The organism is Lacisediminihabitans profunda, from assembly GCF_008040105.1.
Lineage (GTDB): Bacteria > Actinomycetota > Actinomycetes > Actinomycetales > Microbacteriaceae > Lacisediminihabitans > Lacisediminihabitans profunda.
The window spans coordinates 102,372-125,684 of record NZ_VRMG01000002.1 but is presented as its reverse complement, the minus strand read 5'-3'; the positions used below and the strand labels follow the sequence as shown (position 1 = coordinate 125,684).

The 23,313-nt window shown below is 68.3% G+C and carries 28 protein-coding genes and 1 tRNA gene; 13 read left to right on the top strand and 16 right to left on the bottom strand.

The window, feature by feature from the left end; genetic code table 11:
* The first annotated feature begins 193 nt into the window (after positions 1-193).
* Complete coding sequence (locus FVP33_RS01220; protein ID WP_147781818.1) at positions 194-1,861, top strand: DNA repair helicase XPB; 1,668 nt, start codon at positions 194-196, stop codon at positions 1,859-1,861.
* A gap of 4 nt (positions 1,862-1,865) precedes the next feature.
* Here FVP33_RS01220 and FVP33_RS01215 read toward each other — a convergent pair whose 3' ends face one another.
* Genes FVP33_RS01215 through FVP33_RS01200 form a run of 4 tightly spaced genes read right to left on the bottom strand, consistent with a single transcriptional unit; the run spans position 1,866 to position 5,180 of the window.
* A complete protein-coding gene (locus tag FVP33_RS01215) occupies positions 1,866-2,606 on the bottom strand; it encodes a pyrimidine reductase family protein (RefSeq protein ID WP_246142104.1) in 741 nt (246 codons plus the stop codon).
* A gap of 2 nt (positions 2,607-2,608) precedes the next feature.
* Positions 2,609-3,415, bottom strand: coding sequence for a dihydropteroate synthase (gene folP / locus FVP33_RS01210; RefSeq protein WP_246142109.1), 807 nt, complete (start codon positions 3,413-3,415; stop codon positions 2,609-2,611).
* A gap of 55 nt (positions 3,416-3,470) precedes the next feature.
* Positions 3,471-4,700: an NAD(P)/FAD-dependent oxidoreductase gene (locus FVP33_RS01205; RefSeq protein WP_147781815.1), complete on the bottom strand. Its 1,230-nt coding sequence runs from the start codon at positions 4,698-4,700 to the stop codon at positions 3,471-3,473.
* A 45-nt stretch (positions 4,701-4,745) separates the two neighbouring features.
* Positions 4,746-5,180 (bottom strand): hypothetical protein, encoded by a 435-nt coding sequence (locus FVP33_RS01200; protein WP_425460919.1) that lies wholly within the window; start codon positions 5,178-5,180, stop codon positions 4,746-4,748.
* Positions 5,181-5,269: 89 nt separating this feature from the next.
* Between FVP33_RS01200 and FVP33_RS01195 the strand changes: the two genes are divergently transcribed.
* The 4 genes from FVP33_RS01195 to FVP33_RS01180 all read left to right on the top strand — a co-directional run bounded on the left by FVP33_RS01195 (position 5,270) and on the right by FVP33_RS01180 (position 8,769).
* Positions 5,270-5,944: a helix-turn-helix transcriptional regulator gene (locus FVP33_RS01195; RefSeq protein WP_147781814.1), complete on the top strand. Its 675-nt coding sequence runs from the start codon at positions 5,270-5,272 to the stop codon at positions 5,942-5,944.
* 60 nt (positions 5,945-6,004) lie between these two features.
* Entirely contained in the window at positions 6,005-6,697 is a 693-nt protein-coding gene (locus tag FVP33_RS01190; protein WP_147781813.1) for a response regulator transcription factor, read from the top strand.
* Between the two features lie 46 nt (positions 6,698-6,743).
* On the top strand, positions 6,744-8,402 hold the full coding sequence (locus FVP33_RS01185) for a sensor histidine kinase (RefSeq protein ID WP_147781812.1): 1,659 nt from the start codon (positions 6,744-6,746) through the stop codon (positions 8,400-8,402).
* A 79-nt stretch (positions 8,403-8,481) separates the two neighbouring features.
* The gene (locus FVP33_RS01180) at positions 8,482-8,769 is read left to right on the top strand and encodes a WXG100 family type VII secretion target (protein ID WP_147781811.1); all 288 of its coding nucleotides are present in this window, start codon (positions 8,482-8,484) and stop codon (positions 8,767-8,769) included.
* Between the two features lie 92 nt (positions 8,770-8,861).
* On the opposite strand, the gene groL is transcribed toward FVP33_RS01180, so the two are convergent.
* The 7 genes from groL to FVP33_RS01145 form a co-directional block, all read right to left on the bottom strand.
* Positions 8,862-10,490 (bottom strand): chaperonin GroEL, encoded by a 1,629-nt coding sequence (groL, locus tag FVP33_RS01175; RefSeq protein ID WP_147781810.1) that lies wholly within the window; start codon positions 10,488-10,490, stop codon positions 8,862-8,864.
* A gap of 125 nt (positions 10,491-10,615) precedes the next feature.
* On the bottom strand, positions 10,616-11,674 hold the full coding sequence (locus tag FVP33_RS01170) for a DUF3048 domain-containing protein (protein ID WP_187270526.1): 1,059 nt from the start codon (positions 11,672-11,674) through the stop codon (positions 10,616-10,618).
* A 79-nt stretch (positions 11,675-11,753) separates the two neighbouring features.
* Positions 11,754-11,960, bottom strand: a complete 207-nt coding sequence (locus tag FVP33_RS01165; RefSeq protein WP_147781808.1) for a cold-shock protein — start codon at positions 11,958-11,960, stop codon at positions 11,754-11,756.
* 237 nt (positions 11,961-12,197) lie between these two features.
* Complete coding sequence (locus tag FVP33_RS01160; protein WP_147781807.1) at positions 12,198-12,767, bottom strand: LytR C-terminal domain-containing protein; 570 nt, start codon at positions 12,765-12,767, stop codon at positions 12,198-12,200.
* Between the two features lie 14 nt (positions 12,768-12,781).
* Positions 12,782-13,096 (bottom strand): DUF3263 domain-containing protein, encoded by a 315-nt coding sequence (locus tag FVP33_RS01155; protein ID WP_246142103.1) that lies wholly within the window; start codon positions 13,094-13,096, stop codon positions 12,782-12,784.
* A gap of 52 nt (positions 13,097-13,148) precedes the next feature.
* A complete protein-coding gene (locus tag FVP33_RS01150) occupies positions 13,149-14,150 on the bottom strand; it encodes a DUF2332 domain-containing protein (RefSeq protein WP_147781805.1) in 1,002 nt (333 codons plus the stop codon).
* Positions 14,151-14,160: 10 nt separating this feature from the next.
* Complete coding sequence (locus tag FVP33_RS01145) at positions 14,161-14,619, bottom strand: GNAT family N-acetyltransferase (protein WP_147781804.1); 459 nt, start codon at positions 14,617-14,619, stop codon at positions 14,161-14,163.
* A gap of 50 nt (positions 14,620-14,669) precedes the next feature.
* On the opposite strand from FVP33_RS01145, the gene msrB reads away from it, so the two are divergent.
* Both msrB and FVP33_RS01135 read left to right on the top strand, forming a co-directional pair.
* Positions 14,670-15,092 carry a peptide-methionine (R)-S-oxide reductase MsrB gene (gene msrB, locus FVP33_RS01140; RefSeq protein ID WP_147781803.1) on the top strand — a complete coding sequence of 141 codons (423 nt, stop codon included), beginning with the start codon at positions 14,670-14,672 and terminating at the stop codon, positions 15,090-15,092.
* A 7-nt stretch (positions 15,093-15,099) separates the two neighbouring features.
* Positions 15,100-15,645, top strand: coding sequence for a nitroreductase family protein (locus FVP33_RS01135; protein WP_147781802.1), 546 nt, complete (start codon positions 15,100-15,102; stop codon positions 15,643-15,645).
* Here the strand turns inward: FVP33_RS01135 and FVP33_RS01130 are convergent.
* Complete coding sequence (locus FVP33_RS01130) at positions 15,614-16,609, bottom strand: DMT family transporter (RefSeq protein ID WP_147781801.1); 996 nt, start codon at positions 16,607-16,609, stop codon at positions 15,614-15,616. The genes FVP33_RS01135 and FVP33_RS01130 overlap by 32 nt on opposite strands.
* Before the next feature lie 66 nt (positions 16,610-16,675).
* On the opposite strand from FVP33_RS01130, the gene FVP33_RS01125 reads away from it, so the two are divergent.
* Positions 16,676-16,749 (top strand) — tRNA-Thr (locus FVP33_RS01125).
* A 115-nt stretch (positions 16,750-16,864) separates the two neighbouring features.
* On the opposite strand, the gene FVP33_RS01120 is transcribed toward FVP33_RS01125, so the two are convergent.
* The 3 genes from FVP33_RS01120 to FVP33_RS01110 form a co-directional block, all read right to left on the bottom strand.
* Positions 16,865-17,449 (bottom strand): L,D-transpeptidase, encoded by a 585-nt coding sequence (locus FVP33_RS01120; RefSeq protein WP_246142102.1) that lies wholly within the window; start codon positions 17,447-17,449, stop codon positions 16,865-16,867.
* Positions 17,450-17,692: 243 nt separating this feature from the next.
* Complete coding sequence (locus FVP33_RS01115) at positions 17,693-18,445, bottom strand: ice-binding family protein (protein WP_222706587.1); 753 nt, start codon at positions 18,443-18,445, stop codon at positions 17,693-17,695.
* A gap of 265 nt (positions 18,446-18,710) precedes the next feature.
* Positions 18,711-19,673 carry a zinc-binding dehydrogenase gene (locus FVP33_RS01110; RefSeq protein ID WP_147781798.1) on the bottom strand — a complete coding sequence of 321 codons (963 nt, stop codon included), beginning with the start codon at positions 19,671-19,673 and terminating at the stop codon, positions 18,711-18,713.
* A gap of 92 nt (positions 19,674-19,765) precedes the next feature.
* Here FVP33_RS01110 and FVP33_RS01105 point away from each other — a divergent pair, with 92 nt between their 5' ends.
* The 3 genes from FVP33_RS01105 (at position 19,766) to FVP33_RS01100 (ending at position 21,175) form a co-directional block, all read left to right on the top strand.
* A complete protein-coding gene (locus FVP33_RS01105) occupies positions 19,766-20,392 on the top strand; it encodes a TetR/AcrR family transcriptional regulator (protein WP_147781797.1) in 627 nt (208 codons plus the stop codon).
* 65 nt (positions 20,393-20,457) lie between these two features.
* Positions 20,458-20,607, top strand: a complete 150-nt coding sequence (locus tag FVP33_RS19385) for a hypothetical protein (RefSeq protein ID WP_187270525.1) — start codon at positions 20,458-20,460, stop codon at positions 20,605-20,607.
* A gap of 118 nt (positions 20,608-20,725) precedes the next feature.
* A complete protein-coding gene (locus FVP33_RS01100) occupies positions 20,726-21,175 on the top strand; it encodes an iron chaperone (protein WP_147781796.1) in 450 nt (149 codons plus the stop codon).
* A gap of 6 nt (positions 21,176-21,181) precedes the next feature.
* Here FVP33_RS01100 and FVP33_RS01095 read toward each other — a convergent pair whose 3' ends face one another.
* Positions 21,182-21,793: a dihydrofolate reductase family protein gene (locus tag FVP33_RS01095; RefSeq protein ID WP_147781795.1), complete on the bottom strand. Its 612-nt coding sequence runs from the start codon at positions 21,791-21,793 to the stop codon at positions 21,182-21,184.
* Between the two features lie 90 nt (positions 21,794-21,883).
* On the opposite strand from FVP33_RS01095, the gene FVP33_RS01090 reads away from it, so the two are divergent.
* The gene (locus FVP33_RS01090; RefSeq protein WP_147781794.1) at positions 21,884-22,372 is read left to right on the top strand and encodes a histidine kinase; all 489 of its coding nucleotides are present in this window, start codon (positions 21,884-21,886) and stop codon (positions 22,370-22,372) included.
* Positions 22,373-22,453: 81 nt separating this feature from the next.
* Positions 22,454-23,299, top strand: a complete 846-nt coding sequence (locus FVP33_RS01085; protein ID WP_147781793.1) for a DUF4097 family beta strand repeat-containing protein — start codon at positions 22,454-22,456, stop codon at positions 23,297-23,299.
* Positions 23,300-23,313: the final 14 nt, after the last annotated feature.

Below are 23,313 nucleotides of genomic sequence, written 5' to 3'. Positions count from 1 at the left end.
GGGTGAGGGCGGGTGAGGGCGGAGGGTGAGTGAGGGAGGGCGGGTGAGTGGGTGAGTGAGGGAGGGCGGGTGAGTGGGTGAGTGGGTGAGTGAGGGCAGGTGAGGGCGGAGGGCAGGTGAGACCAGGGTGCATCGGCCGGTCGCGCTCAGCCGGGCCGTCCGCACTGCCAGCACCGTGACCTAGGCTTGTCGGGTGAATACGGCAGCGGGTCCCCTGATCGTGCAGAGCGACCGAACCGTTCTCCTGGAGGTCGCGCACCCCGACGCCGAGGACGCCAGACACGACCTCGCGGTGTTCGCCGAACTCGAACGCGCGCCCGAGCACATCCACACCTACCGCATCACGCGACTCGGCCTGTGGAACGCCCGCGCGGCCGGCCACACCGCCGAGAACATGCTGGCGACGCTCGAGAAGTACTCCAAGTTCGACATTCCGCAGAGCGTGATCGTGGACATCGGCGAGACGGTGGGCCGCTACGGCCGGCTCGTGATCGAGCGCGACGACACCGGCACCCTCATCCTGCGGTCGACGGATGCCGCGGTGCTGAGCGAGATCGTGCGGGCCAAGCGGATCGCCCCTCTGCTGTTCCTGCCGGACGACCAGAAGGGACGCGGACCGGCGATAGACCGGTACGAGATCCAGGCCTGGGCGCGCGGACAGGTGAAGCAGGAACTCGTGAAGCTCGGCTGGCCGGCCGAGGACCTCGCCGGCTACACGCCGGGCACCCCGCACGAGATCGCCCTCGACGAGAGGGAGTGGTCGCTGCGCGAATACCAGAACCAGGCCGTGTCGAGCTTCGTCGACGGAGGCTCCGGTGTCGTCGTGCTGCCCTGCGGGGCGGGCAAGACCCTCGTGGGCGCCGGGGCGATGGCAACCGTGAAGACCACCACGCTCATCCTCGTCACCAACACCGTCTCCGCCCGGCAGTGGCGCAGCGAGCTGCTGCGGCGCACAAGCCTCACCGAGGACGAGATCGGCGAGTACTCCGGCCAGGTGAAGGAGGTGAAGCCGGTGACGATCGCCACGTACCAGATCCTCACCGCCAAGCGGAAGGGCGAATACGCCCATCTCGCGCTGCTGAACGCCCTCGACTGGGGTCTCGTGATCTACGACGAGGTGCACCTGCTTCCCGCGCCCGTCTTCAAGCTCACCGCCGAGTTGCAGGCCCGCCGTCGGCTGGGCCTCACCGCCACGCTGGTGCGCGAGGATGGCCGCGAGGGCGATGTCTTCAGCCTGATCGGGCCCAAGCGATTCGATGCCCCCTGGAAGGAGATCGAGGCCCAAGGCTTCATCTCCCCCGCCTCCTGCTTCGAGGTGCGGATCGACCTGCCGCAGCAGGAGAGGCTCGAGTACGCGGCTTCCGCGGACGACGAGCGGTACCGGCTCGCGGCGACCGCCCCCGCGAAGCTCTCGGTGGTGAAGGAGCTGGTGAAGAAGCACGAGGGCGAGCGCATTCTCGTGATCGGCCAGTACCTCGACCAGATCGACATGCTCGCCGAGGCGCTGGGTGCGCCCAAGCTCACCGGCTCGACCCCGATCGAGGAACGCGAGCGTCTGTACCAGGAGTTCCGCGACGGCGTCACGAAGATTCTCGTGGTGTCGAAGGTCGCCAACTTCTCGGTGGACCTGCCGGAGGCCACTGTCGCCATCCAGGTCTCCGGATCGTTCGGATCCCGGCAGGAGGAGGCCCAGCGCCTCGGCCGGCTGCTGCGCCCCAAGGAGTCCGGCCTGCCGGCCAACTTTTACACCCTCGTGGCCCGCGACACCGTCGACCAGGATTTCGCCCAGAACCGGCAGCGCTTCCTCGCCGAGCAGGGTTACAGTTACACGATCCTGGACAGCGACAACCTCGCCGCCTGACGCCTCAGCGCTGGCGCAGGTACCGCAGCAGCAGCGCGCCCTCCGAGTGCAGCACCTGAGCGAGCCGGAGGTCGCGAGCGGCGTCGAGCGGCCCCCGCGCAATTCGGCCGGAGTCGCCGGCCACGAGCAGCGGACTCACGGTGAGGCACAGTTCGTCCACCCGGTCGGCCGCGAGCAGCGCCCCGAACAGCGACGGCCCGCCCTCGTTCAGCACCCTCCCGAGGCCCCGATCGGCCAGCTGGGAGACCATCGCCACGACATCCACCGTTCGCTCTCCGGCCACCACCACATCGGCGACGGGCTCGAAGCGCGCCCGCTGCTCGGCGGTGGAGCGCTCGGTCGTCAGCACGATCGGGCGCACGGGCGCCGCCGTGAAGATCGTCGAGGCGGGGTCCAGATCGAGGCCGCCGGAGACGATCGCGAAGACCGGATGCGCCGGCCGCCCCCGTTCCGTGCGCCAGGCGGCGGACTCGGCGCTCACCAGCATCGGCCCGTAACCCTCGGCGCGCACGGTTCCCGCCCCCACGAGAACCACGTCGGCCAGCCGCCGCAGCAGTTCGAACACCCTCTTGTCCGCGGCTCCCGACAGGCCGCCGGAGAGCCCTCCGGCCGTGGCCGCGCCATCGACGCTAGAGACGAAGTTGACGCGCAGCCAGCGTTCCGGGGTGGCCCCGAATGCCTCGAGGAGGTCATCGTCGCCCATCTCGGCGGCGGGCAGAGGCAGCAGCCTGTCGATTCGAGTCATGGTCAGCCCATGTTATGGCGCAGGTAGGCCGGCTCGCGCAGCCCGAGCACGGCCTCGGTCATCCGCACCGCCGCCACGGTTGCCGGCACGTTGTGCATGCGCACGATCCTCGCCCCCTTCATGATGCAGATCACCGCGGCGGCGATCGAGCCCTCGAGCCGACCGTCCTTCTCCCGGTCCAGGGTCTCGCCGATGAAGTCCTTGTTCGACACGGCCACGAGGGTCGGCAGGCCGATCGCCACGATCTCCTCGAGCCGCCGGGTGAGCTCGAGGGAGTGCACGGTGTTCTTGTTGAGGTCGTGTCCCGGGTCGATGATGAGCCTCTCGAGGGGAATGCCGGATTCCACGGCGCGTTCGACCCGATCGCGAAGAAACTCGATCACCTCGGCGATCACGTCGCCGTACTCGGGTCGCGGGGGCTCGCTGCGCGGCGGGGCGAGGCTGTGGGTGAGCACGAGGGTCGCCTCACTAGCGGCGATCACTCCGGTCATCCGCGGGTCGTACAGCCCGCTCGTGTCGTTGATCACGCCGGCGCCCGCCTGGATGCTGAGCCGCGCCACCTCCGCGTTGAAGGTGTCGACCGAGATCACCACGTCCGAGGCCGAGCGGATGGCGGCCACGACGGGAACGACCCGCTCGATCTCCTCTTCCAGGGTCACCACCGGTCCCCGACCGAACGGCACGCCGCCGATGTCCACGAGGTCCGCGCCATCGGAGGCCGCGGCGAGCGCCGCCTCCACGGCGCGGTCGAGGGCGAAGGTCGCGCCCCGATCGTAGAACGAGTCCGGGGTGCGGTTGACGATCCCCATGACAGCGACCTGCCGGTCGAAGTCGAACGAGCGCGTGCCGAGGGTGCGCCGCACGCTAGAGGCTCTCGAGCGCGACCGACTCGTCGGCGAGCCTCGCCGGGTCGACCGCATTCGCGCGCCGGATTATCCCCTGCACGGCCTCGTTCACGCCCCAGACGTTCACGTTCATGCCGGCCACGACCCTGCCGTCGGCGACCCAGAAGGCGATGAACTCCCGCTTGGCCCGATCTCCGCGGTAGACGACGGTGGCTCCCTTCGTGAGCGGCCCGTAGCCGGAGTACTCCATTCCGAGGTCGAACTGGTCGGTGTAGAAGTAGGGGATGTCGTCGTACGACACGGACTGGCCGAGCATCGACCGCCCCGCGGCGGCCCCGCTGCCGAGCGCGTTCGCCCAGTGCTCGCTGCGCAGCCGCTGGCCGATCACGGGGTGGAACGCGTTGGCCACGTCTCCCGCGGCGAAGATGCGCTCGTCGCTCGTGCGGAGCGCCGCATCCGTCAGCACCCCGTTGTCGGTCTCGAGGCCGGCGGCCGTCGCCAGTTCCACGTTCGGCACCGCCCCGATCCCGACCAGAACGAGGTCGGCGGCGATGCTCTCGCCGCCGGCGAGCACGACCGCGGTGACACGGCCGCCCGCTCCGACGATGGAGTCCACCACCACCCGCCGGCGCAGCACGACGCCGTGCTCGAGGTGCAATTCGGCGAACATCGTGCCCAGCTCGTCGCCGAGCGCGGCCGAAAGCGGGATCGCCTCCCGTTCCAGGATCGTCACGTCGTTTCCCAGGGTGCGGGCGGTCGCCGCCACCTCCATGCCGATCCAGCCGGAGCCGATCAGCACGAGCCGCTTCCCGCCGTCCTTCAGCTCGGCGCGCAGGGCCTCCGAGTCGTCGATCGTGCGCAGGTAGTGCACGCCGTCGAGATCGGCCCCGGCGATCGAGAGGCGTCGAGGCGTGGATCCGGTCGCGAGCAGCAGGGCGTCGTAGCCGACCCGCTCGCCGTCGGCAAGCGTCAGGTTGCGGGCGGCAGGGTCGAGGGAGGCGACGACGCTGCCCGTGCCGACCTCCACGCCATGCTCGTCATACCAGTCGTGGGGATGCACGAAGACCGTGTCGATCGCGTCCTTGCCACTGAGGTAGTCCTTGGAGAGCGGCGGGCGGATGTACGGATGGTGTCGTTCGCCGGCGAAGAGGCGGATGCGCCCCTCGAATCCCCCCGCGCGCAGAGCCTCGGCGGCCGACGCCCCGGCCAGCCCGCCGCCGACGATGATGAAGTTCTCTTGACTGGTCATGTCCGGCTCTCGATTCGGTTCAGGTCGGTTCAGCTCAGTTCGACCTTATTCCGGATGTGCCGCCGCGGCGCGGGAGACGGCCAATCGATTTAGCGCGAGAGCGGCGAGCAATAGCCCGAAGTCTCTGAGGGCCACGTCGAAAAAGCCGGGAACGAGCAGGAGGTTCACGATGATGCCCAGAAGCCAGGCTGCGACGATCAGCGATCCGACTCGCGGCGCGAACAGGACGGCGAGCCCGGCGACGATCTCGACCACCCCCACCGCGTACATGAACTGCTGGGCGGTGAGCGGCAACACATCGGTGACGATGGGCGCCAGGTATCGCGGCCAGTTCGTCAGCAGGTTGAAGAACTTGTCGAGCCCGAACACTATCGGCGCCACGGTGAAGGCGGTGCGCAGCAGGACGAACGCCTGCCATTGCGGATTCCGGCGCAGCCGACCGCGCTCGGCGACGGTGACACTCGGCATTGAGTTGATCATGATCGTTCCTTCCAAAACGTCTTTTCCTGACTTTAGAAGCCTCTCGATTCTTTTGTCAAGATCTTTCTTTTTAGAGTTAGGGTGGGAACGTGAACGAACGGATGACGGCCCGGCTCTCCGCCCTTGCCGCGGTGAGCGACCCCCCGCGGCGAGCCCTCTTCGACTTCGTCCGGCGCAGTGACGCGCCGGTCAGCCGCGATGACGCCGCCGCCGCCGCCGGCATGCCTCGCAGCACTGCCGCCTTTCACCTCGATCGCCTGGTGGAGGAGGGAGCCCTCGCGGTGGAGTTCAAACGGGTGGGAGGCAAGACCGGGCCGGGATCCGGCCGACCGTCGAAGCTGTATCACCCGGTCTCCGCTGAGCTGAGCGCCTCGGTGCCCGACCGGGACTACGAACTCGCCGGCGAACTGTTGGCGGCAGCGATCGACCAGGCGGACCGCAGCGGCGAGCCGGTGCGAGAGGCGCTCACCCGCGTGGCGGTCGAGGCGGGACGCGAACTCGGCCTCCGGGCCGGATCACTCGAGGCAGCGCTCGACGACACCGGCTACGAGCCGACCGACGATGGCGCCGGGGGAATGCTGCTGATCAACTGCCCGTTCCACCAACTGGCCACGAGCCACACCGAGGTGATCTGCCACGCGAACCTGGGACTGCTCAAGGGCGTCGCGGAGGGCGTCGGCGACGTCGAGCACGACATCCGCTTCTCCCCGGCCGATGGCCGGTGCTGCGTGCACATCGCGGCCCGCGGCCGGGCGAAATCCTAGTAAAGAAACCCCGCTAAAAACACTCAGGGTTCACCCAGCCAATGCGCAGATACTGGTGCCATGAGCGACGGCCCGAAAATTCTCATTGTCGATGACGAACCCAACATCCGCGACCTTCTCACCACGAGCCTGCGATTCGCCGGCTTCGCGGTGCGCGCGGTCGGCAATGGCGCGCAAGCCATCTCCGCCGTGCTGGAGGAGGAGCCCGACCTGATCATCCTCGACGTCATGCTGCCGGACATGAACGGGTTCGGAGTGACGAAGCGGCTCCGATCGAGCGGCTACACCTCCCCCATCCTGTTCCTCACGGCAAAGGACGACACCGAGGACAAGATCACCGGCCTCACCGTCGGCGGCGACGACTACGTCACCAAGCCCTTCAGCCTCGACGAGATCGTGGCACGCATCAAGGCGATTCTGCGGCGCACGATGGCCGACGAAGAGGATGCCGTGATCCGCGCCGGTGAGCTCACCATGGACCAGGACACGCACGAGGTGACGATCGGCAGCGAGCAGATCGAGTTGAGCCCCACCGAGTTCAAACTCCTGCGCTACCTCATGCTCAATCCCAACCGCGTGCTCTCCAAGGCGCAGATTCTCGACCACGTCTGGGAGTACGACTTCAACGGCGACGCCGGCATCGTGGAGAGCTACATCTCCTACCTGCGCCGCAAGCTCGACCAGTACTCGGAGGAGCCGGTAATCCAGACCAAGCGCGGCTTCGGATACATGCTCAAGGCAGCCAGAGTCTGACGGGGTACAGGGCGCGGCCAGTTTCTGGCCGTAACCTAGCCTTCTGATGCAGGATCAAGTCACCGGCTGGTGGAGCTCCGTCTCCCTCCGCACCAAGATCACGGGTGTGACCGTGTTGCTCGTGACCCTCGGGCTTCTCGTCGCCGGGGTGGGCACGATGACGGTGCTGCGCAACTACCTGCTCGACGACGTGGACAAGCGCATCGTCACCTCGGCCCAGAGCGTGACGTCGATCTCCGGAACCGGCTCATCAACCTGCGAGCAGACGGCCGGCCCCAACAACTACTACTTCGCGGTGCTCGGCCCTGACGGCGAGTTCCTCTGCAGCAACAAGAAGACCTCCGACGACAAGCCCAACGTGGGCGACCTCTCGCTCAGCAGAGTGGTGCGCATGGCCGGCGCCCCCTTCACGGTCTGGGATTCCGATCACACGAGCCAGTGGCGGCTCGTGGCGATCCCGGTGAACGTGCCCAAGACCGGGGCGTTCCTCACCCTGATCGTGGGCCAGAGCCTCGACAACAACAACGACATCATCGGGCGGTTCCTCGCCATCTTCCTCGGCTTCGCGATCTCCGTGATCGTGCTGAGCGCCGCGCTCACCCGACTGCTCGTCACCTCCACCTTCGCGCCCCTGCGCGAGGTGGAGGCGACCGCCGCGGCGATCGCCGACGGCGACTTCAGCCAACGGCTCCCAGGCGCCACCCCCAACACCGAGGTGGGTCGGCTCAACCGTTCGCTCAACACCATGCTCAGCCGCATCGACCGTGCCTTCGCCGACCGCGCGCGCACGATCGACCAGATGCGCCGTTTCGTCGGCGACGCCAGCCACGAGCTGCGCACCCCCCTCGTCTCGGTGCGCGGCTACGCCGAGCTGTACCGCATGGGTGCCCTGCAGAAGCCGGAGGATGTCGCCCAGGCGATGGAGCGCATCGAGAAAGAGGCGATCCGCATGGGTGGCCTCGTCGAAGACCTACTCGAGCTGGCCAGGATCGACGAGGCCAAGCCGCTCAAGCTCGGGCCGGTGGACCTCGTCCCGATCGCGCACGACGCGGCCCTCGATGCGATGGCCTCGGCTCCCGACCGCGAGGTGACAGTGATCGTCTCCGACGCACCGCCTGCCGAGGTGGAGCGCGAGGAGGAGCAGAAGGCGGGCGTGCCGGTCGGCGCGACGGGACCCATCGGAGCGACGGGCCCCATCGCCTTCGCCGGGGCCCAGCTCGCGCGTCTTCGCCGACGCCCCGGCCGGGCGGGCACCCAGCGCGCGGCCACCCCCACCGAGGTGCACCAGGCAACCGTGCGCTCCGCCCCGGCCGTCGTGCTCGCCGAGGAGAACAAGATCCGCCAGGTGGTGACCAACCTCATCGGCAACGCCATGCGCTTCACCCCGGCCGGCAGCCCCCTCGAGATCGTGGTTCACGTCGACCCGCAACAGCGGGTGGGCATCCTCGACGTCGTGGACCACGGCGAGGGCATCCCGCCGCAGATCCGCGAAAAGATCTTCCAGCGGTTCTGGCGCGCGGACACGTCGCGCACCCGCGAGACCGGCGGCAGCGGCCTGGGGCTCGCCATCGTGTCCGGCATCATCGCCTCGCACAAGGGCAAGGTGCTCGTGCTCGAGACTCCGGGTGGCGGCGCCACGTTCCGCATCATCCTTCCCCTCCTCCCCGACGACTACTCGGCCCCGGCAGCCCCCTCAGCCTCGTAAGCGCGACCACCGCGCTGCCCGACCCCGTACCGTTCGATCGACCGGGAGGAGCCCGGCAATCGAGATCGGGAGGCACCACGTGCGCTACCAGGTAGACAGCGAGGCCGTGATCGGCGCGACGGCGACCGTTCGCAACAGCATCGCCCACATCCAGGCCGAGGTGAACGGCCTGCACAGCCAGCTCACCAACCTGCAGGGGTCGTGGTCGGGGCAGGCGGCGATGGCCTTCCAGTCGGCCGTGACCGAGTGGAAGTCGACCCAGCAGCGCATCGAGGAGAGCCTCGCCGCGCTCAGCCACGCGCTCGGGCAGGCGGGGCAACAGTACGCGGAGGCCGAGAGTTCCAACGCCCGGCTGTTCGGTCGCTGACCGACGGCGTCCTGCCGCGACAGGAGACCGGCGCAACGAAAAGCGGGCGGCCCCTCGTGAGAGGGACCGCCCGCTTGTCAGCTGGTACGGACTTAGAAGTCCATTCCGCCGGACGGGTCGCCCATGGGTGCGGCGGCCTTCTCCGGCTTGTCGGCGACGACGACCTCGGTGGTGAGGAACAGGCCGGCGATCGACGCTGCGTTGAGCAGCGCGGAGCGGGTGACCTTCACCGGGTCGTTGATTCCGGCGGCGAGCATGTCGACGTACTCACCGGTCGCGGCGTTGAGGCCGTGACCAGCAGGAAGGTTGCGCACCTTCTCGGCGACGACACCGGACTCGAGGCCCGCGTTGGTCGCGATCTGCTTGAGCGGCGCGTCCACGGCGACCTTGACGATGTTCGCTCCGGTCGCCTCGTCACCGACGAGGCCGGTGAGGGCCTCCGTGGCGAAGGCGACGGCACCGGCCTGGATGAGGGCGACGCCACCACCGGCGACGATGCCCTCTTCGACGGCGGCCTTCGCGTTGCGAACGGCGTCCTCGATGCGGTGCTTGCGCTCCTTGAGCTCGACCTCGGTCGCGGCTCCGGCCTTGATGACCGCAACGCCACCGGCGAGCTTCGCGAGGCGCTCCTGGAGCTTCTCACGGTCGTAGTCGGAGTCGGTGTTGTCGATCTCGGCGCGGATCTGCTTGACGCGACCGGCGATGGCGTCGACGTCGCCGGCACCCTCGACGATGGTGGTCTCGTCCTTGGTGATGACGACCTTGCGGGCACGGCCGAGCAGGTCGAGGGTCGCGTTCTCGAGCTTGAGGCCGACCTCCTCGGAGATGACCTGTCCACCGGTGAGGATGGCGATGTCCTGCAGCTGCGCCTTGCGGCGGTCACCGAAGCCCGGAGCCTTGACGGCGACGGACTTGAAGATGCCACGGATCTTGTTGACGACGAGGGTCGCGAGAGCCTCGCCATCCACGTCCTCGGCGATGATGAGGAGCTGCTTGCCCGACTGGATCACCTTGTCGACGATCGGCAGGAGGTCCTTGATGTTGGACACCTTGGAGTTGACGATCAGGATGTACGCGTCTTCGAAGACGGCTTCCTGGCGCTCCGGGTCGGTCACGAAGTACGCCGACAGGTAACCCTTGTCGAAGCGCATGCCCTCGGTGAGCTCGAGCTCGGTGCCGAAGGTGTTCGACTCCTCGACGGTGACGACGCCTTCCTTGCCCACCTTGTCGATGGCCTCGGCGATCAGGGCGCCGATCTCGGGGTCCCCGGCGGAGATGGAGGCGGTGGCCGCGATCTCTTCCTTGGTCTCGATCTCCTTGGCGCCGGCGACGAGCGCCGCGATGACGGCCGTGACGGCCTTGTCGATTCCACGCTTGAGGCTGATCGGGTCGGCGCCGGCCGCGACGTTGCGCAGTCCTTCGCGAACCAGGGCCTGGGCGAGCACTACCGAGGTGGTCGTGCCATCGCCGGCGACGTCATCCGTCTTCTTGGCGACCTCTTTGACCAGCTCGGCGCCGATCTTCTCGTATGGGTCGTCGAGCTCGATCTCCTTGGCGATCGAGACGCCGTCGTTCGTGATGGTGGGTGCGCCCCACTTCTTCTCGAGCACGACGTTGCGGCCGCGCGGGCCAAGCGTCACCTTGACGGCGTCGGCCAGGATGTTGAGGCCGCGCTCGAGGCCGCGACGGGCCTCTTCGTTAAAAGCAATGATCTTTGCCATGTGTGTCTTTCGTCCTTCCGGGACGTCAAAAAAGCAACAGCTATTGGCACTCGCAATAGAGGAGTGCTAAACGATTCTGGCACTCTGACCCTGAGAGTGCAAGTGAGCGGATGGTGGCCGCGAGGCTAGGCGGGGGCGACGAACGAGACGGATCCCGCCGAGGGAACAAGCTCGATCCAGGTATTGCCCGCGGCGAGACGTACGGTGGCCCCCGTGCCGTCGATCAGGCGGATCGGATCCGTGGCCGATGCCTTCGACCACGTGGCGTGCACGGTGCCGCCTCCGGACGAGATCCACGCCTCGCCCGAACCGATCAGGTTGGTCTTGGGCACGTCGTGGTCGTCGGTCACGGTGACGCGGATCACCACGACGTTCGTGGCCGAGAGCTGCGCGCCCGCGCCGTCCAGATCGGGCCCGCTGCCCTGCGAGCGAAGAAACGCGCCCTTGGCGGCGTCCCAGGTCCAGCTGCCGTTCGTCACTCCGGAGAACGCGTAGTTGATCGCCGCGGTGCGCGCGCCGTCCTTGGCCGCGGTCGACGACGGCACGTCGAGGGAGAAGGCGAACTGCTGCGCGGGCGCCGGGATGCTCGCGTGCTGGGCGAGAAGCTCCTTGGCCTTCACGAGCACGTTGTGCGGTGCCGCCCTGGTCGGAGTGCGGAAGAACGTGCTGGCGGTGTCGGGCTGGCCGTGGATGGCGTTGTAGACCGGCGTCTTGCGCATGAGGTCCACGAAACGCTGCTGCCCGCCCGAGTAGCAGATGATGCCGCCGAGCGGCGAGACGATGTCCGGGTCCATCGGACGGATGGACCGCACGGGCCCGAGCAGGTCGGGAATCGTCGACTGCCACACCGCGACGTAGCGGGTGAGGCCGCCCTCCACGAGTTCCTGATAGACGATGTCGGTGCTCTCGAGGCCGACCTGCGGCCGCGCCGCCGGATGGTTGTCAATCTTGGCGGCAATCGATGCGTGGTCGAGGGAGCCTGCCGGCACCGTCGTGCCGCGCAGCGGGGCGATCGCGGTGGCGGGCGGCGTGTGGTACCCGGAGCTGAAACTCGGGGAGGGAGCGTGGGACGGAGTGGACTTCTCCGGCGCGCACCCCGCCGTGCTGAGCACGAGCCCGACGGCGAGGGTCACCACCAGCAGCGACCGAGTGCGTGCGCGCGTCCGCGCCGAAGTGTGCCCCACGGCCACAGACTAACGCCGCCCGGCTGCCCGGGCGGCGTTAGCCGGGGCGCGCCCTCCGATCAGGGTCGCGCGTGTCGTCCTACTGTGCCAGGCGCACTGACTCCGCCTGCGGACCCTTGTTGCCGGTGCCCACCTCGAAGGTCACCTGCTGGCCCTCCTCCAGAACCTTGTAGCCGCCCATGTCGATGGCGGAGTAGTGCACAAACACGTCCTGCCCGCCGCCCTCGACCGTAATGAAGCCGTAGCCCTTTTCAGCGTTGAACCACTTGACGGTTCCATTCGCCATTGATAACTCCTTGCTGTGTTTCTCTACGGCGCCTGCGATGTTGCGGTGCACCGGGTCGCGATCCGAATTCGGGTCCCACCCGGGTGGGATGGGGCAACCAATCCCAGATAATAACGACGATGCGTCGCCATCGGAATGAACATTCGGCTAATGAGCCGGCAAATCCGACAAAACGACGTTAATTAAACATCCGCGTAACACGGGGACGCGATTCCGGCCCGAGCGGCCGTCCTCGGGTCAGCCGGTCGGGGTCTTGTAGTCGCTTCCGAGAACCACGGTGATCGGCGATTCGGTGTAGACCTTCGAGAGCACGATGGTGCCAATCTTGAGCGAGGCGACGAGGGCTCGGGCCGCCCCCTCGTGGGCCGGATCCGTGTAGTACACGGTGGTCTTGACGACGTCGGGCTTCGCCGTGTTCGCCCGGCTGCCGATGTCCGCCGCCGCGCCGGCCCAGCCCTCCTTGACGAGGCTGTCACCGACCCGGTTCGCGAGTCCGGCCGTGGTGGTGCCGTTGAGGATGGTGATGGGCACGGCCGGGTCGAGCTTCGGAGCGGCGCTCGGCGTCCCCGTGGGTGTCTGCGTGGGGGTCGGGGACTCGGACGCGGAGAGGAAGGGAAGGTCGATGGTCGACTTGCCGTCGATGACCGAGATGGCGAAGAGGCCGCCGAGAACGAGAACCCCGGTGGCGAGGGCGGCCCAGGCGAAGCCGATCCAGCCGCGGCCCTTTGGCGCGGGACCGCGGTGGGCACCCGTGCGCAACAGATCGTCTGGCACGCTGTCGAAGCGGTCTTTGGGGAATGTCGCCATGGTTCTTCCGATGCTTAGGAGTGGTCCGTCGCGGACTGGTCGCCCACTCTGCGGGCCGAACGCGCCTGCGTGCGCGCGTCCCTCATCCGTTGCAGGCGCATGACCAGCATTGGATCGAACACCAGCGAGCCTGGATCATCAAGCGCGGCGTTCAGTAACTGATAGTAGCGGGCCGCCGACAGGCCAAACTGTGTGCGAATCGCCTCTTCCTTCGCGCCGGCGTGCCGCCACCGCTGGTGCTCGAACTCCAGGATGCGCTGCACTCGCTCCGGAATCGCCGAGTCCGGACTCTGCCGAGACGTGTCGTCAGGCTCAGCCGTCGCTCCCACTCGCACTCCTCGGATCACCGCAATCCTAGAACCCGCCGCTCCGACAACCCTGTCAGCGCGGTGGCCCGGCGTCGATTGCGGCGGGCGACTCCCCCGCGAACCAGTCGAGACTCTGCCCGTGCGGCCCCGTCCAGGCCAGCGGACGCTCATTGAGCGCGAGCACGAACCTGCCGGGAGGCCCACCGTCCGGCGGAATGGCGGCCTGCACCGAGGGAAGGCCGCCGACCCCCTCGAGCGACACCCAGTCGACTCCGAGCCCGCGCACGGTCTCGACGAACCGCATCCGCTCGGCCGCCGGAAGATAGACGAGCACGGCGCTCGCGACCACGACGAGGGTCGCGCCGGCGGGCGCCTCGGCGGCGAGGGCGGGGAGGGCGTCGATCGCGTCGCCGCGCACGAGGCGGGGCGGGTCGAGTCGCGCGATCGCGATCGCGGCGCGCAGGCGGTCCCGGCGCTCGTGCTGCTCCGGCCAGACGAGGGTCTCGAGCCAGAGGGTGTCAGCGGGGTCGGAGACGTCGAGCGGCGCGAGGTCGATGCCCGCGCGCCAGACGATCTCGGGCAGCCGGGTCGGCACCGGCACGAGCCCGTTCGTCGCGCACTCGAGAAGCACGGTGCTCGGACCGTCGGACGGATGCAGCGGCTCTCCCCCGTCGTACCGGTAGCTGTAGCGGTCCGGGTAGAGGCACAGGCCGGCACTCGCCCCCACCTCGAGCAGGGCGAGCGGCCCGGGGATCATCGCGAGCGCCGGGAGCAGGCTCGCGCACCGTCGGGCCTCGTTCGTCTGGGTGCTGCGGTGCTCGGTCTCCGCCGCGACGGAGGGCCAGTGGCGCACCAGCCAGTCCCGGAACCCGGGGTAGGGCCCCTCGGGGGCACCGAGCAGGCGGGAGCAGGCGAAGACGAGGTTGGGTTGGCGCTTCTGCAGCGGGAGCTCGTCGATCAGCGCGATCACGGGGGCGTCGTCCGACACCGCGAGGGCCCACTCCTCATAGATCGCGGACTGGCCGCGTGCCTCGACCTCGCCGAAGGTGCGATACCACGACGCGGTGTCCCTCACGCCGTGTCCCTCACGCGCCCGGCCGATACATGGAGAGGTGCGGAAGGCCCGCCTCCACGTAGGCGGCGCCGAACGGTTCGAAGCCGAACTTCGAGTAGAGCGGAGCTATGTACTCCTGGGCGTGCAGGAGCATGGCGTCGTGGCCGTGCCGCTCCACCGCCTCCGCGAACACAACCTGCGCGAGCCCCTCGCCGCGTCGGTCGCCACGCACGACCACTCGCCCCACGATGCGGTGGGCGTCCCGGTGCGAGGCCTCGCCGTCCCAGAGCACCCGCAGGTAGGCGGCGACGCCCCGGTCATCCGCGATCCAGAAATGCTCCGTCGTCGGCTCCTGGTCGCGATTGTCGAGCTCCTCTTCGTCGATGCGCTGTTCGACGAAGAAGACGTCGGTGCGGAGCTTGAGGATCGAGTACAACTCGTCAGTTGTGAGTTCGCCCCACGACTTGCGGACTACGGAACATTCGGGCACGGTGCCGAGTTTAATGAGTCGAACGGTCTTTTCCGGAAAGGAACCATCCCATGAGCAATCACACCAACCCGACGAGCTTTCCCGTGGCGAAGTCGGAGGCCGAATGGCGCCAGGAACTCGACCCGACCCGCTACGCGATCCTGCGCGAAGCCGCGACGGAGCGCCCGTGGTCCGGCGCTCTCCTCGATGAGAAGCGCGCGGGCGTCTACACCTGTGGCGCGTGTGGCGCCGAGCTGTTCCCCAGCGGCACCAAGTTCGACTCCGGATCCGGTTGGCCGAGCTTCTACGCCTCCATCAACCCGGATGCCGTGATCCTCAACACCGACACGAGCCTGGGCATGACCCGCACCGAGGTGCTTTGCGCCAACTGCGGCTCGCACCTGGGGCATCTCTTCGACGACGCCTACCAGACGCCCACGGGCGATCGGTACTGCATGAACTCGCTCTCCCTCGGCTTCAAGGAAGAGAAGTAACCGCCGAATGACGGCGCTGGATGCCGTGGGGCGCCGCCGCTCCTGGCCGCGAGTGACCGGCGATGCGCCCGGTCACGACGAGCTCCTTCCGCTCGTGGCCGCGGCCGGCACGGTGGCGGACCACGGCGCCCTGCGCCCGTGGCGTCTGATCGAGTTGCGCGGCGACGCGCTCGGGCGGCTCGGTGCCGCGTTCGTCGAGGCGTCGGGCACCGAGGGCAAGGCGGCGGAGACCCTGGCCGGCAAGCCGCTGCGTGCCTCGCTGCTCATCGCCATCGTGGTCACCTACCGGCCCAGTCCGAAGGTGGCCGAGTGGGAGCAGGAGGCCGCAGCATCCGGTGTCGCCCACATTCTGAGCCTGCTTCTCGCCGAGGCGGGCTGGGGCGTGATGTGGCGCACGGGCCACCTCACCCGCTCCGAGCCGGTGCGGCGACTGCACGGGCTCGCCGACAACGAGCAGCTGCTGGGCTGGCTCTACGTCGGCGGGGTCGCCGATGGCGGCCGGGACGTGCGCACCGAGCGCATCAACCCCGAGGAGTTTCTGACCGTGCTCTGAGCCGCCGGGACGGCACGGCCGCGATGGCCACCGCCACGAGGGTGAGCAGGGTGCCGCCCACGGTCGACGCCTCGATCACGTGCCCGCGAATGGGCAGGAAGGCGTCGAGCGCGAGGGACATCACGAGCTGGCCGGCGATCGAGCCCAGCCCGAGCAGCAGCACCCCGGTGGTGCGCACGACGACGACCGCCCCCGCGATGAAGATCGTGCCGATGAGCCCGCCGGTGTAGAGCCACGGATTGCTGGGAAAGTGCGCGGGCCAGCCGACGATGGCCTCGTGCACGGCGCAGGCCGCGAGCAGCACGGTGGTGCCGGCCAGGAAGTTGAGGAACGTGGCCGTCATCGCCGATCCCGCGACGATGCGCACCTGTCCGTTGACCGCCTGCTGACCGGCGATGCCGAGCCCGGCGGCGAACGGGAGCAGCAGCATCCACGGCGGGATGTCGGTGACGAGCTGGGCCGACACCGCCCAGCCGACCGCGACGAGGGCAAGGGCGGACCCGATGAGTCGGGTCACGGTGATCGCGGCGGGAGGGGTGGCTCCGATTCCTCGCCGGTCGATGGCGAGTCCGCTGATGGTCTGGCCGGACACGACGGCGACCGTGAAGAGCGCGACGCCGAGGGTCGCACCGGTGAGGCCCTGGGACAGCACGAACAGGCCGCCGGCGACTCCCCCGGTGACGTACCACCAGGGCGTGGTGCGCGCCCGCACGGCAGAGGCGACCCGCGCGAGCCCGCGGCGTCCCGGCCGCCAGACGGCCAGCGCGACGAGCAGGATGACGAACCCGGAGCCGAACGAAATCACCGAGCCGAGATAGCCGTCGCCGAGGCTGCGGCCGAGCTCGCTGTTGATGCGGGACTGGGTGGCGGTGAGGATGCCGATGACGATCGCCCCGACGACCCCCGCCACCACGGTGAGCCGCCGACGGCGCAGCAGGGCGGCGGGCGCGGACGAGGTGGTCATGATCGCCTCCCACGCTAGCGTGATCGCGGGGTGGGCAGCGGCAGCCAGTAATATGGGTTCTCGTTCGCCCCCTTAGCTCAGTTGGCCAGAGCACCGCTCTTGTAAAGCGGGGGTCGTCGGTTCGAATCCGACAGGGGGCTCAGAAAAAGAGCCGACGATTCGGCTCTTTTTCTGAGCCCGCATGGCCGTGACCCGTTCCTGTGGGTCCTCGGGATGTCTGAATGGGTATCGATAAGCGAGGGGTGTGACCCACCGTCAGTCGATAGCGATCGGCGTGCCGAGCGGCAGAAGCGCGGCGAGAGCCGTTATGTCGGCGTTCGACATGCGGATGCAGCCATGGCTGACAGCCCTTCCGATGCTCGCGGCATCATCCGTTCCGTGCAGACCGATTTGACCGGGACCGCCGCCGAAGCTCGTGAGCACATCGGAAAAGGCGGAGAGCCCGAACGCGTACGGGCCGTAGCCGGGGTTGCTCGGGGCGATCAGTTCGGTCAGATAGAACGACCCGTGCGGCGTTGGTGTGCCGCCCGTGCCCGTTGCGACCGGGTACGTCGACACCACTGTGTTGTTGCGAGTCAGCGAGAGGGTGTTCGCTTCCGTCGACACGCGGATGCTGTATACGAGGTCGTGAAGGGTCACCTGGGACGCGCTGATCCAGCCCCTGCTGCCGTTCGGACGCGTGGGGAGGTCAACCTCGAGCCATCCGTCGCTCGACTGCACCACGAGCAGCGTGAGCGGCCCCCCGGTCGGGCTTGGATTGGTGAGCGACAGCTTTGCCGGGCCGCCGAGGCTCGCGTACACCGTGAGACGAGGAACCGTGGCGGTCGCCGAAGTCCCCACCGGGGGCGGGGGTGCTGGAGGCGCGGGCGAAGCCGAGACCGACGGACTGGATGATGCGGGTGCCGAGGGACCCGGCTGCACCGCACCCAGACGCGCACACGAGGAAAGCAACGCCATCGCGATGACCGCACCCGCCAGCACCGGGAGCAGACCTCTACTGGCCATTGCCAGCATCCCGCTCCGAGTGAAGGCCGCCCGGAATTGCTGGGGCGGCCGCCGCTTCGGTTGTCTCGTTCGTGGCGACTAACCCGTGAATCGTGCGCGACCTGGCACCGGCGTGGCGGGGGTGCCGACAGCTGAGGTGGCGCAGGAGGTCGGGCGGGTGATCACATTGTCGTCCATGGTGACTCCCCCGGTCCGGGCCAGAAGTCGACCCTCGACCGTCGCGCCGGTGTCGGCGCTTACCGAGGTGAGAGCCATGATCGTTCCGACGAACTGGGCACCCGTGTGCAGGGTGGCCGAGGAGGCGACCTGCCAGAAGACGTTGCAGGCGCTGGCGCCGCCGATGAGCAGGACACGGGATCCAGGGCCGGCATCGAGGGTGGCTGCGGACTGGAAGATGAACACGTCAGTCGCGCTTCCGTTGAGCGTCAGGGTGCCACCGAGCGAGAGCGCACCGCCCGAATAAACCCCGGGCACCAGGGTCATGCCGTCAAGCGCGGCGAGCCCGCTCGTCGTCGGGGTACGGCCTGCCGCATCGTTGTAGGCGGTCACCAGATCGTTTTGGGCCAGACCCGACAACGTGTCGGTGGCATGGATGGTTCCGTTATTCACGATTCCCGGCGGGAATCCGGTCACCGCAGAACCGGCGTTGACTCCGAGGTCACCGCTGATGATGGTGGGGCCGGTGTTGGTGACAGTGCTCGCGGCGAGCACCGCAAAGCTCCCGGCGTTGCCGAGTCCGACCGCGGACTCGGCCGCGCGAGCAGAATGCGCACCGGGGGCCGACGCGAGGCTCACAGAAAGGACCAAGCCAAGGAGGACGAAGATAGGCACCGAAACACGTCTTGTGGAGTGGGCCATGGTCATCTCGATTCGATCGTCTTCAGCACGAAGGGACATCCCCGCGGGGCTAGCGTACCAGCACGCAGCCGCTGTCGGCCGTGGCCGACCCTGACTACAGACCCGACGATGACTTGATTTCCCGACTAATCCGGATACCTGACCATGGCCGACGATCGAGAAGATCCCCATCTCCGCTAGCCAGCGATCCTGCGGCCGCTCCGAACACAGCAACTGCCGCACCGTAATCGCGCCGCACTCATGGCGTCAGGACGATCCGGCCGAACACCTCGCCTGCGTCCATGCGCCGATGCGCCTCCGCGGCCTTCGGGAGGGGGAGCACGTCGTGAACCACGGCGCGAAGCTCACCGCGGGCAGCCGCCGCGAACTGGTCGGCACGCACCCGGTTGCGATCGAGGATGGGCACCGTGTCCAGGCTGAAGGTCGCAAATGACAGCGACCGCCGAAATGCGCGCATCAGCGACATGCCAAAGTCAGCGGGGGGATAGCCTCCGACCACGCCGATCGAGACCATGCGGCCGTTTGGCGCGAGGTGCTCGAAGAAGGTCGGCATCGCCCCACCTCCCACCACGTCGAGCACGATGTCGAACGGACCTGACTCCCCACCCTCCTGCACGTCGCCGGAACGGTCGAGCACGAGAGTGGCGCCGAGCGCCCGAAGTCGATCACCACGCTCGGCAGAGGCGGTTGTGACGCCGATCCGGGAAGCGCCGCCTGCTGCCGCCAGCTGCACAGCCATGATGCCGATGCTGCCCGCGGCGCCGCGGATCAACACGGAATGACCGGCAGTAAACCGGGCATGCGCGAGCGCGAAATGGGCGACCGGGCCGGCGCTTCCGAGGGTCACGGCGTCGGTCATCGAGAGGACCGACGGAAGGATCGTCACATCGTCGATGGCGGCGATCGCCCGTTCGGCATAGCCACCGCTGACTCCGGTGAACGCCCAGACCCGCTGCCCGATCCACGTCCGATCGACCCCGGTGCCGACCCCGATGACGCGTCCTGCGACCTCGCTGCCGGGGACGAGTCCCACGGCAAAGCCGGAGCCGAGCGTGCCGCGTCGGATGACCGCGTCGACTCCGCCGACTCCGATTGCCTCGGTCCCAATCAGCAGTTGGCCCGGTCCCGGCACAGGCTCGGGGATGTCTGACGCCTCCAATCCGTCCGCGTCACCAAAAGTCCGGATCGTCACTGCTCGCATTTCGCTGCCGCCTCCGATTGCGCCTCCACGGGGGATTCCCGCCTCACGCGACAGTAACGGACGCCCCCGTCCACTTTGCTAAAGTGAGACACATGCCCCGCCGATTGCCTCACACGCTCCGGGCCGACGCCGAAGACAACAGGGAACGAGTGCTCGAGGCAGCGAGGACACTGTTCTCCGAACGAGGTCTTGACGTACCGATGCGCGCTATCGCCAGGCAGGCGGGGGTGGGTCCCGCGACGCTGTACCGACGGTTCCCGACGAAGCAGGCCCTCATCGAGGCCGCTTTCAGCGACGAGCTCCACGCCTGCCGAACGATCGTCGCCGAGGCCTGCGCCGATCCTGACCCGTGGCGAGGACTCTGTTCCTTCCTCCTGCGGACCGGCGAATTGAACGCGCGCAATCAGGGCTTCACCGAAGCCTTTATGACGACATTTCCCGATTCGTTCGACTTCACGGCGCACAGAACTGCGATGCTGCGCTCCCTGGCCGACCTCTGCCGGCGCGCACGCAACGCTGGATCGCTCCGGACCGGAGTCGTACTCGACGACTTGCTGCTCATGCTCATGGCCGGGCGCGGACTCTCCGCAGCGACCGTGGATCAGCGTGTCGCAGCCGCGCGCAGATTTTCGGCCCTCGCTGTCGAGGCTCTCCGGGGCTCCGGAGCGGACGCGCCTCTCCCGCCACCGGCGCGTTTCGTCGCAGGTCTCTTCAACTGACGGCACGACAGCCCGTCGTATCCGAACTATGGTCAAGACGAGATCCCGTAGGCCAGAATAAAGAGATGTTCTCAATTATTCCCCTCCTTCCCCTCGTGATCTACCTGCCGCTCTTCGCGCTTCTCGTCATCGGGATCTGGGTGGGAGTTCTCGGAATCCGCGCGCTGAACAGATACCTGCGCGCACCGACCACGGAGACGAAACCGCCGCTCTGATCGGCCGCCTTTCGGATCCGAGCAGGATTCGAGAAGCGCCGACGCAGGGGTCGGCCTAGCCTGTGAATGCAAGGCGGCGACCACATCCAGCCGCGCGCGAAACGAACGGAGAGTCACAATGCCCACGAAGAATGCCACGTCCGAGTCCGTCGGCTTCACCGCCGCGGAGCGTGCCGCCATGAAGGGTCGCGCGGCCGAGCTCCGCGCCGAGGGCAAGGCCGGCGCCAAAAGGGCGGACGGCCTGCAGGCGGTGCTCGACAGCATCGCGAAGATGGCGCCGGAGGACCAGGTGCTCGCCGGACGAGTACACGCGACGGTGACGGCGACCGCGCCCGGGCTGTGGCCGAAGACCTGGTACGGGATGCCCGCCTACGCGGACGACGACGGCAAGATCGTCTTCTGCTTCAAGAACGCGGGCAAGTTCAACTCCCGCTACTCGACCCTCGAGTTTCAGGATGCCGCCCACCTCGACGACGGCGAGATCTGGCCGGTGTCCTACGCGCTGGAGAAGTGGAGCCCGGCGGTGGAGAAGCGAGTCGCCGAACTGGTGACAGCCGCGATCTCCTGAGGATGCTCAGCTCGCGTCGGCCCGCCGGTAGGTGTTGACGAGGATCCCCGATGGCAGCGCGCGAGTCTCGACCAGGGCGAGCGTGCTGAGCGGGAAGCCGTCGGAGAACAGCCTCTTGCCCGTGCCCAGCACGATCGGGTAGACGAGGAGCCGGTACTCGTCGACCAGGTCGTGCTCGGCGAGCGTCCTGATCAACTGGGTGCTCCCCCACACCCGGATCTCTCCGCCCGGTTGCGCACGCAGGCTCTGCACCGCGCCCGGCACGTCGGGGCCGAGGAGCTGCGAGTTCTTCCAGCCGAGCTCGGTCAGCGTGCGCGACGCGACGTACTTCGGGATGCGGTTGTACCTCCTGGTGAACTCCCCCTGGAGGCCCTCGGCGTTCTCGTCCCACACTCCCCACGAGCCGGCGAAGATCTCGTATGTCTTGCGGCCGAAGAGGAGCGCCTCGGTCTTGCTCTCCCATTCCGCCACAAGGGTTGCTCCTTCGCCCTCGTCGACGACGTACCTGTCCTGCCAGCCGCCGTGCTCGAAGCCGCCCTCCCGGTCCTCCTCCGGGCCGCCGCCCGCCTGCACGACGCCGTCGAGGGTCATGAAGGCCTGCACCACGATCGTGCTCATGGGCCCAGAATACTGGCCGATCGAGGTCATTTCGAGGGGATGACACCACTCGCGCTTGACATGACACCACTCTGGTGTCATTCTGGTGACATGGAACTTGGACAGTACGTCACCGACCTGCAGCGCCAGCTCGTGGATGCCGCGGCGAACGGCTCGGACGACACCCGCGCCGTCGCTGAACGGCTGGCCGCCGGGCTGGATGCCGCGACGCGGCTCGTGCTGCTCGACGCGCTCTCGGCCGCGGCCGGGGAGATCACCCGCGACCTCGCGCCGGGCTCGGTCGACCTGCGGCTGCGCGGACGCGAGATCGAGTTCGTGGTCACGCCGCCCACCACCGAGCCTGACGATGACGACCGGACCGTCGCATCCGTCGACCTCGACGATGCGAGCACCTCCCGCACCACGCTCCGCCTGCCGGATGCGCTCAAGACTCGGGTGGACGAGGCCGCTGCGGCCGATGGCCTGTCCGTGAACACCTGGCTGGTGCGTGCCGTCGCTGCAGCCCTGCAACCCAAACAACGACGATCAGCGCAGCGCACGCTGCGCACCGGCGACAACTTCGCCGGCTGGGCGCGATAAGCCGTCCCGCTCAGCACCCCACCACAGCCCCGCGAGCCCGCGGGGCCCGTCAGACACGCCCACAGAACGGAAAGCGCCAGCATGCCTACATTCACCACCCCCGCACCGATCGACGTCGCCATCAACCTGCCGGTCGGCGACATCGAGGTCATCGCCAGTGACCGTGCGGACACGGTCATCACCGTGTCGCCCACCAACCCAGGCAAGGCTGTGGACCGCCGGGGTGCGGAAGAGACGAAGGTCGACTTCGACGGCGAGCGGCTCACCATCAAGGGCCCCCGGCCGCGAATCAGCCTCGTCGGACCCACCGAGTCCGTCGACCTCAGGGTCGAGCTTCCCACCGGATCACGACTCACCGCGGAGCTCGCGGTCGGCCTGGTGCGCACCGTCGGCCGCCTCGGCGCCACCCGCATCAAGGCCTCGACCGGCGGAATCGACGTCGACTCCACCGGCGACCTCTGGCTGCGCGCCGGGCACGGCGCCGCCACCGTGGGCAGAGCGGACGGCGGGATCGAGATCACCGCAGATCACGGCCAGATCAGGGTCGGCTCGGTGACCGGCGATGCGCTCCTCAAGGCCTCGCACGGCAACGTCACGGTCGGGGAGGTCGGCGGCGAGCTCGAAGCGAAGCTCTCCTACGGTGACCTCGAGGTCACCAGGGCGCTCGCCTCCGTGACCGCGAAGACCGCGTACGGCAGCATCCAACTGCACGAGGTGTCGAGCGGCTCCATCCAGGTCGACAGCGGCTACGGCCTGATCGCCATCGGGGTGCGCGAGGGCGTGCCCGCCTGGCTCGACCTCTCCTCGAAAGAGGGGCGTGTGCGCAACCAGCTCGACGGCGACCGCGCCCCCGAGACGTCCGAGTCGTCCGTGGCGGTGCGCGCACGCACCCAGTTCGGCGACATCACCATCCAACGCTCCCGGTAATCCCGGGGATCGAG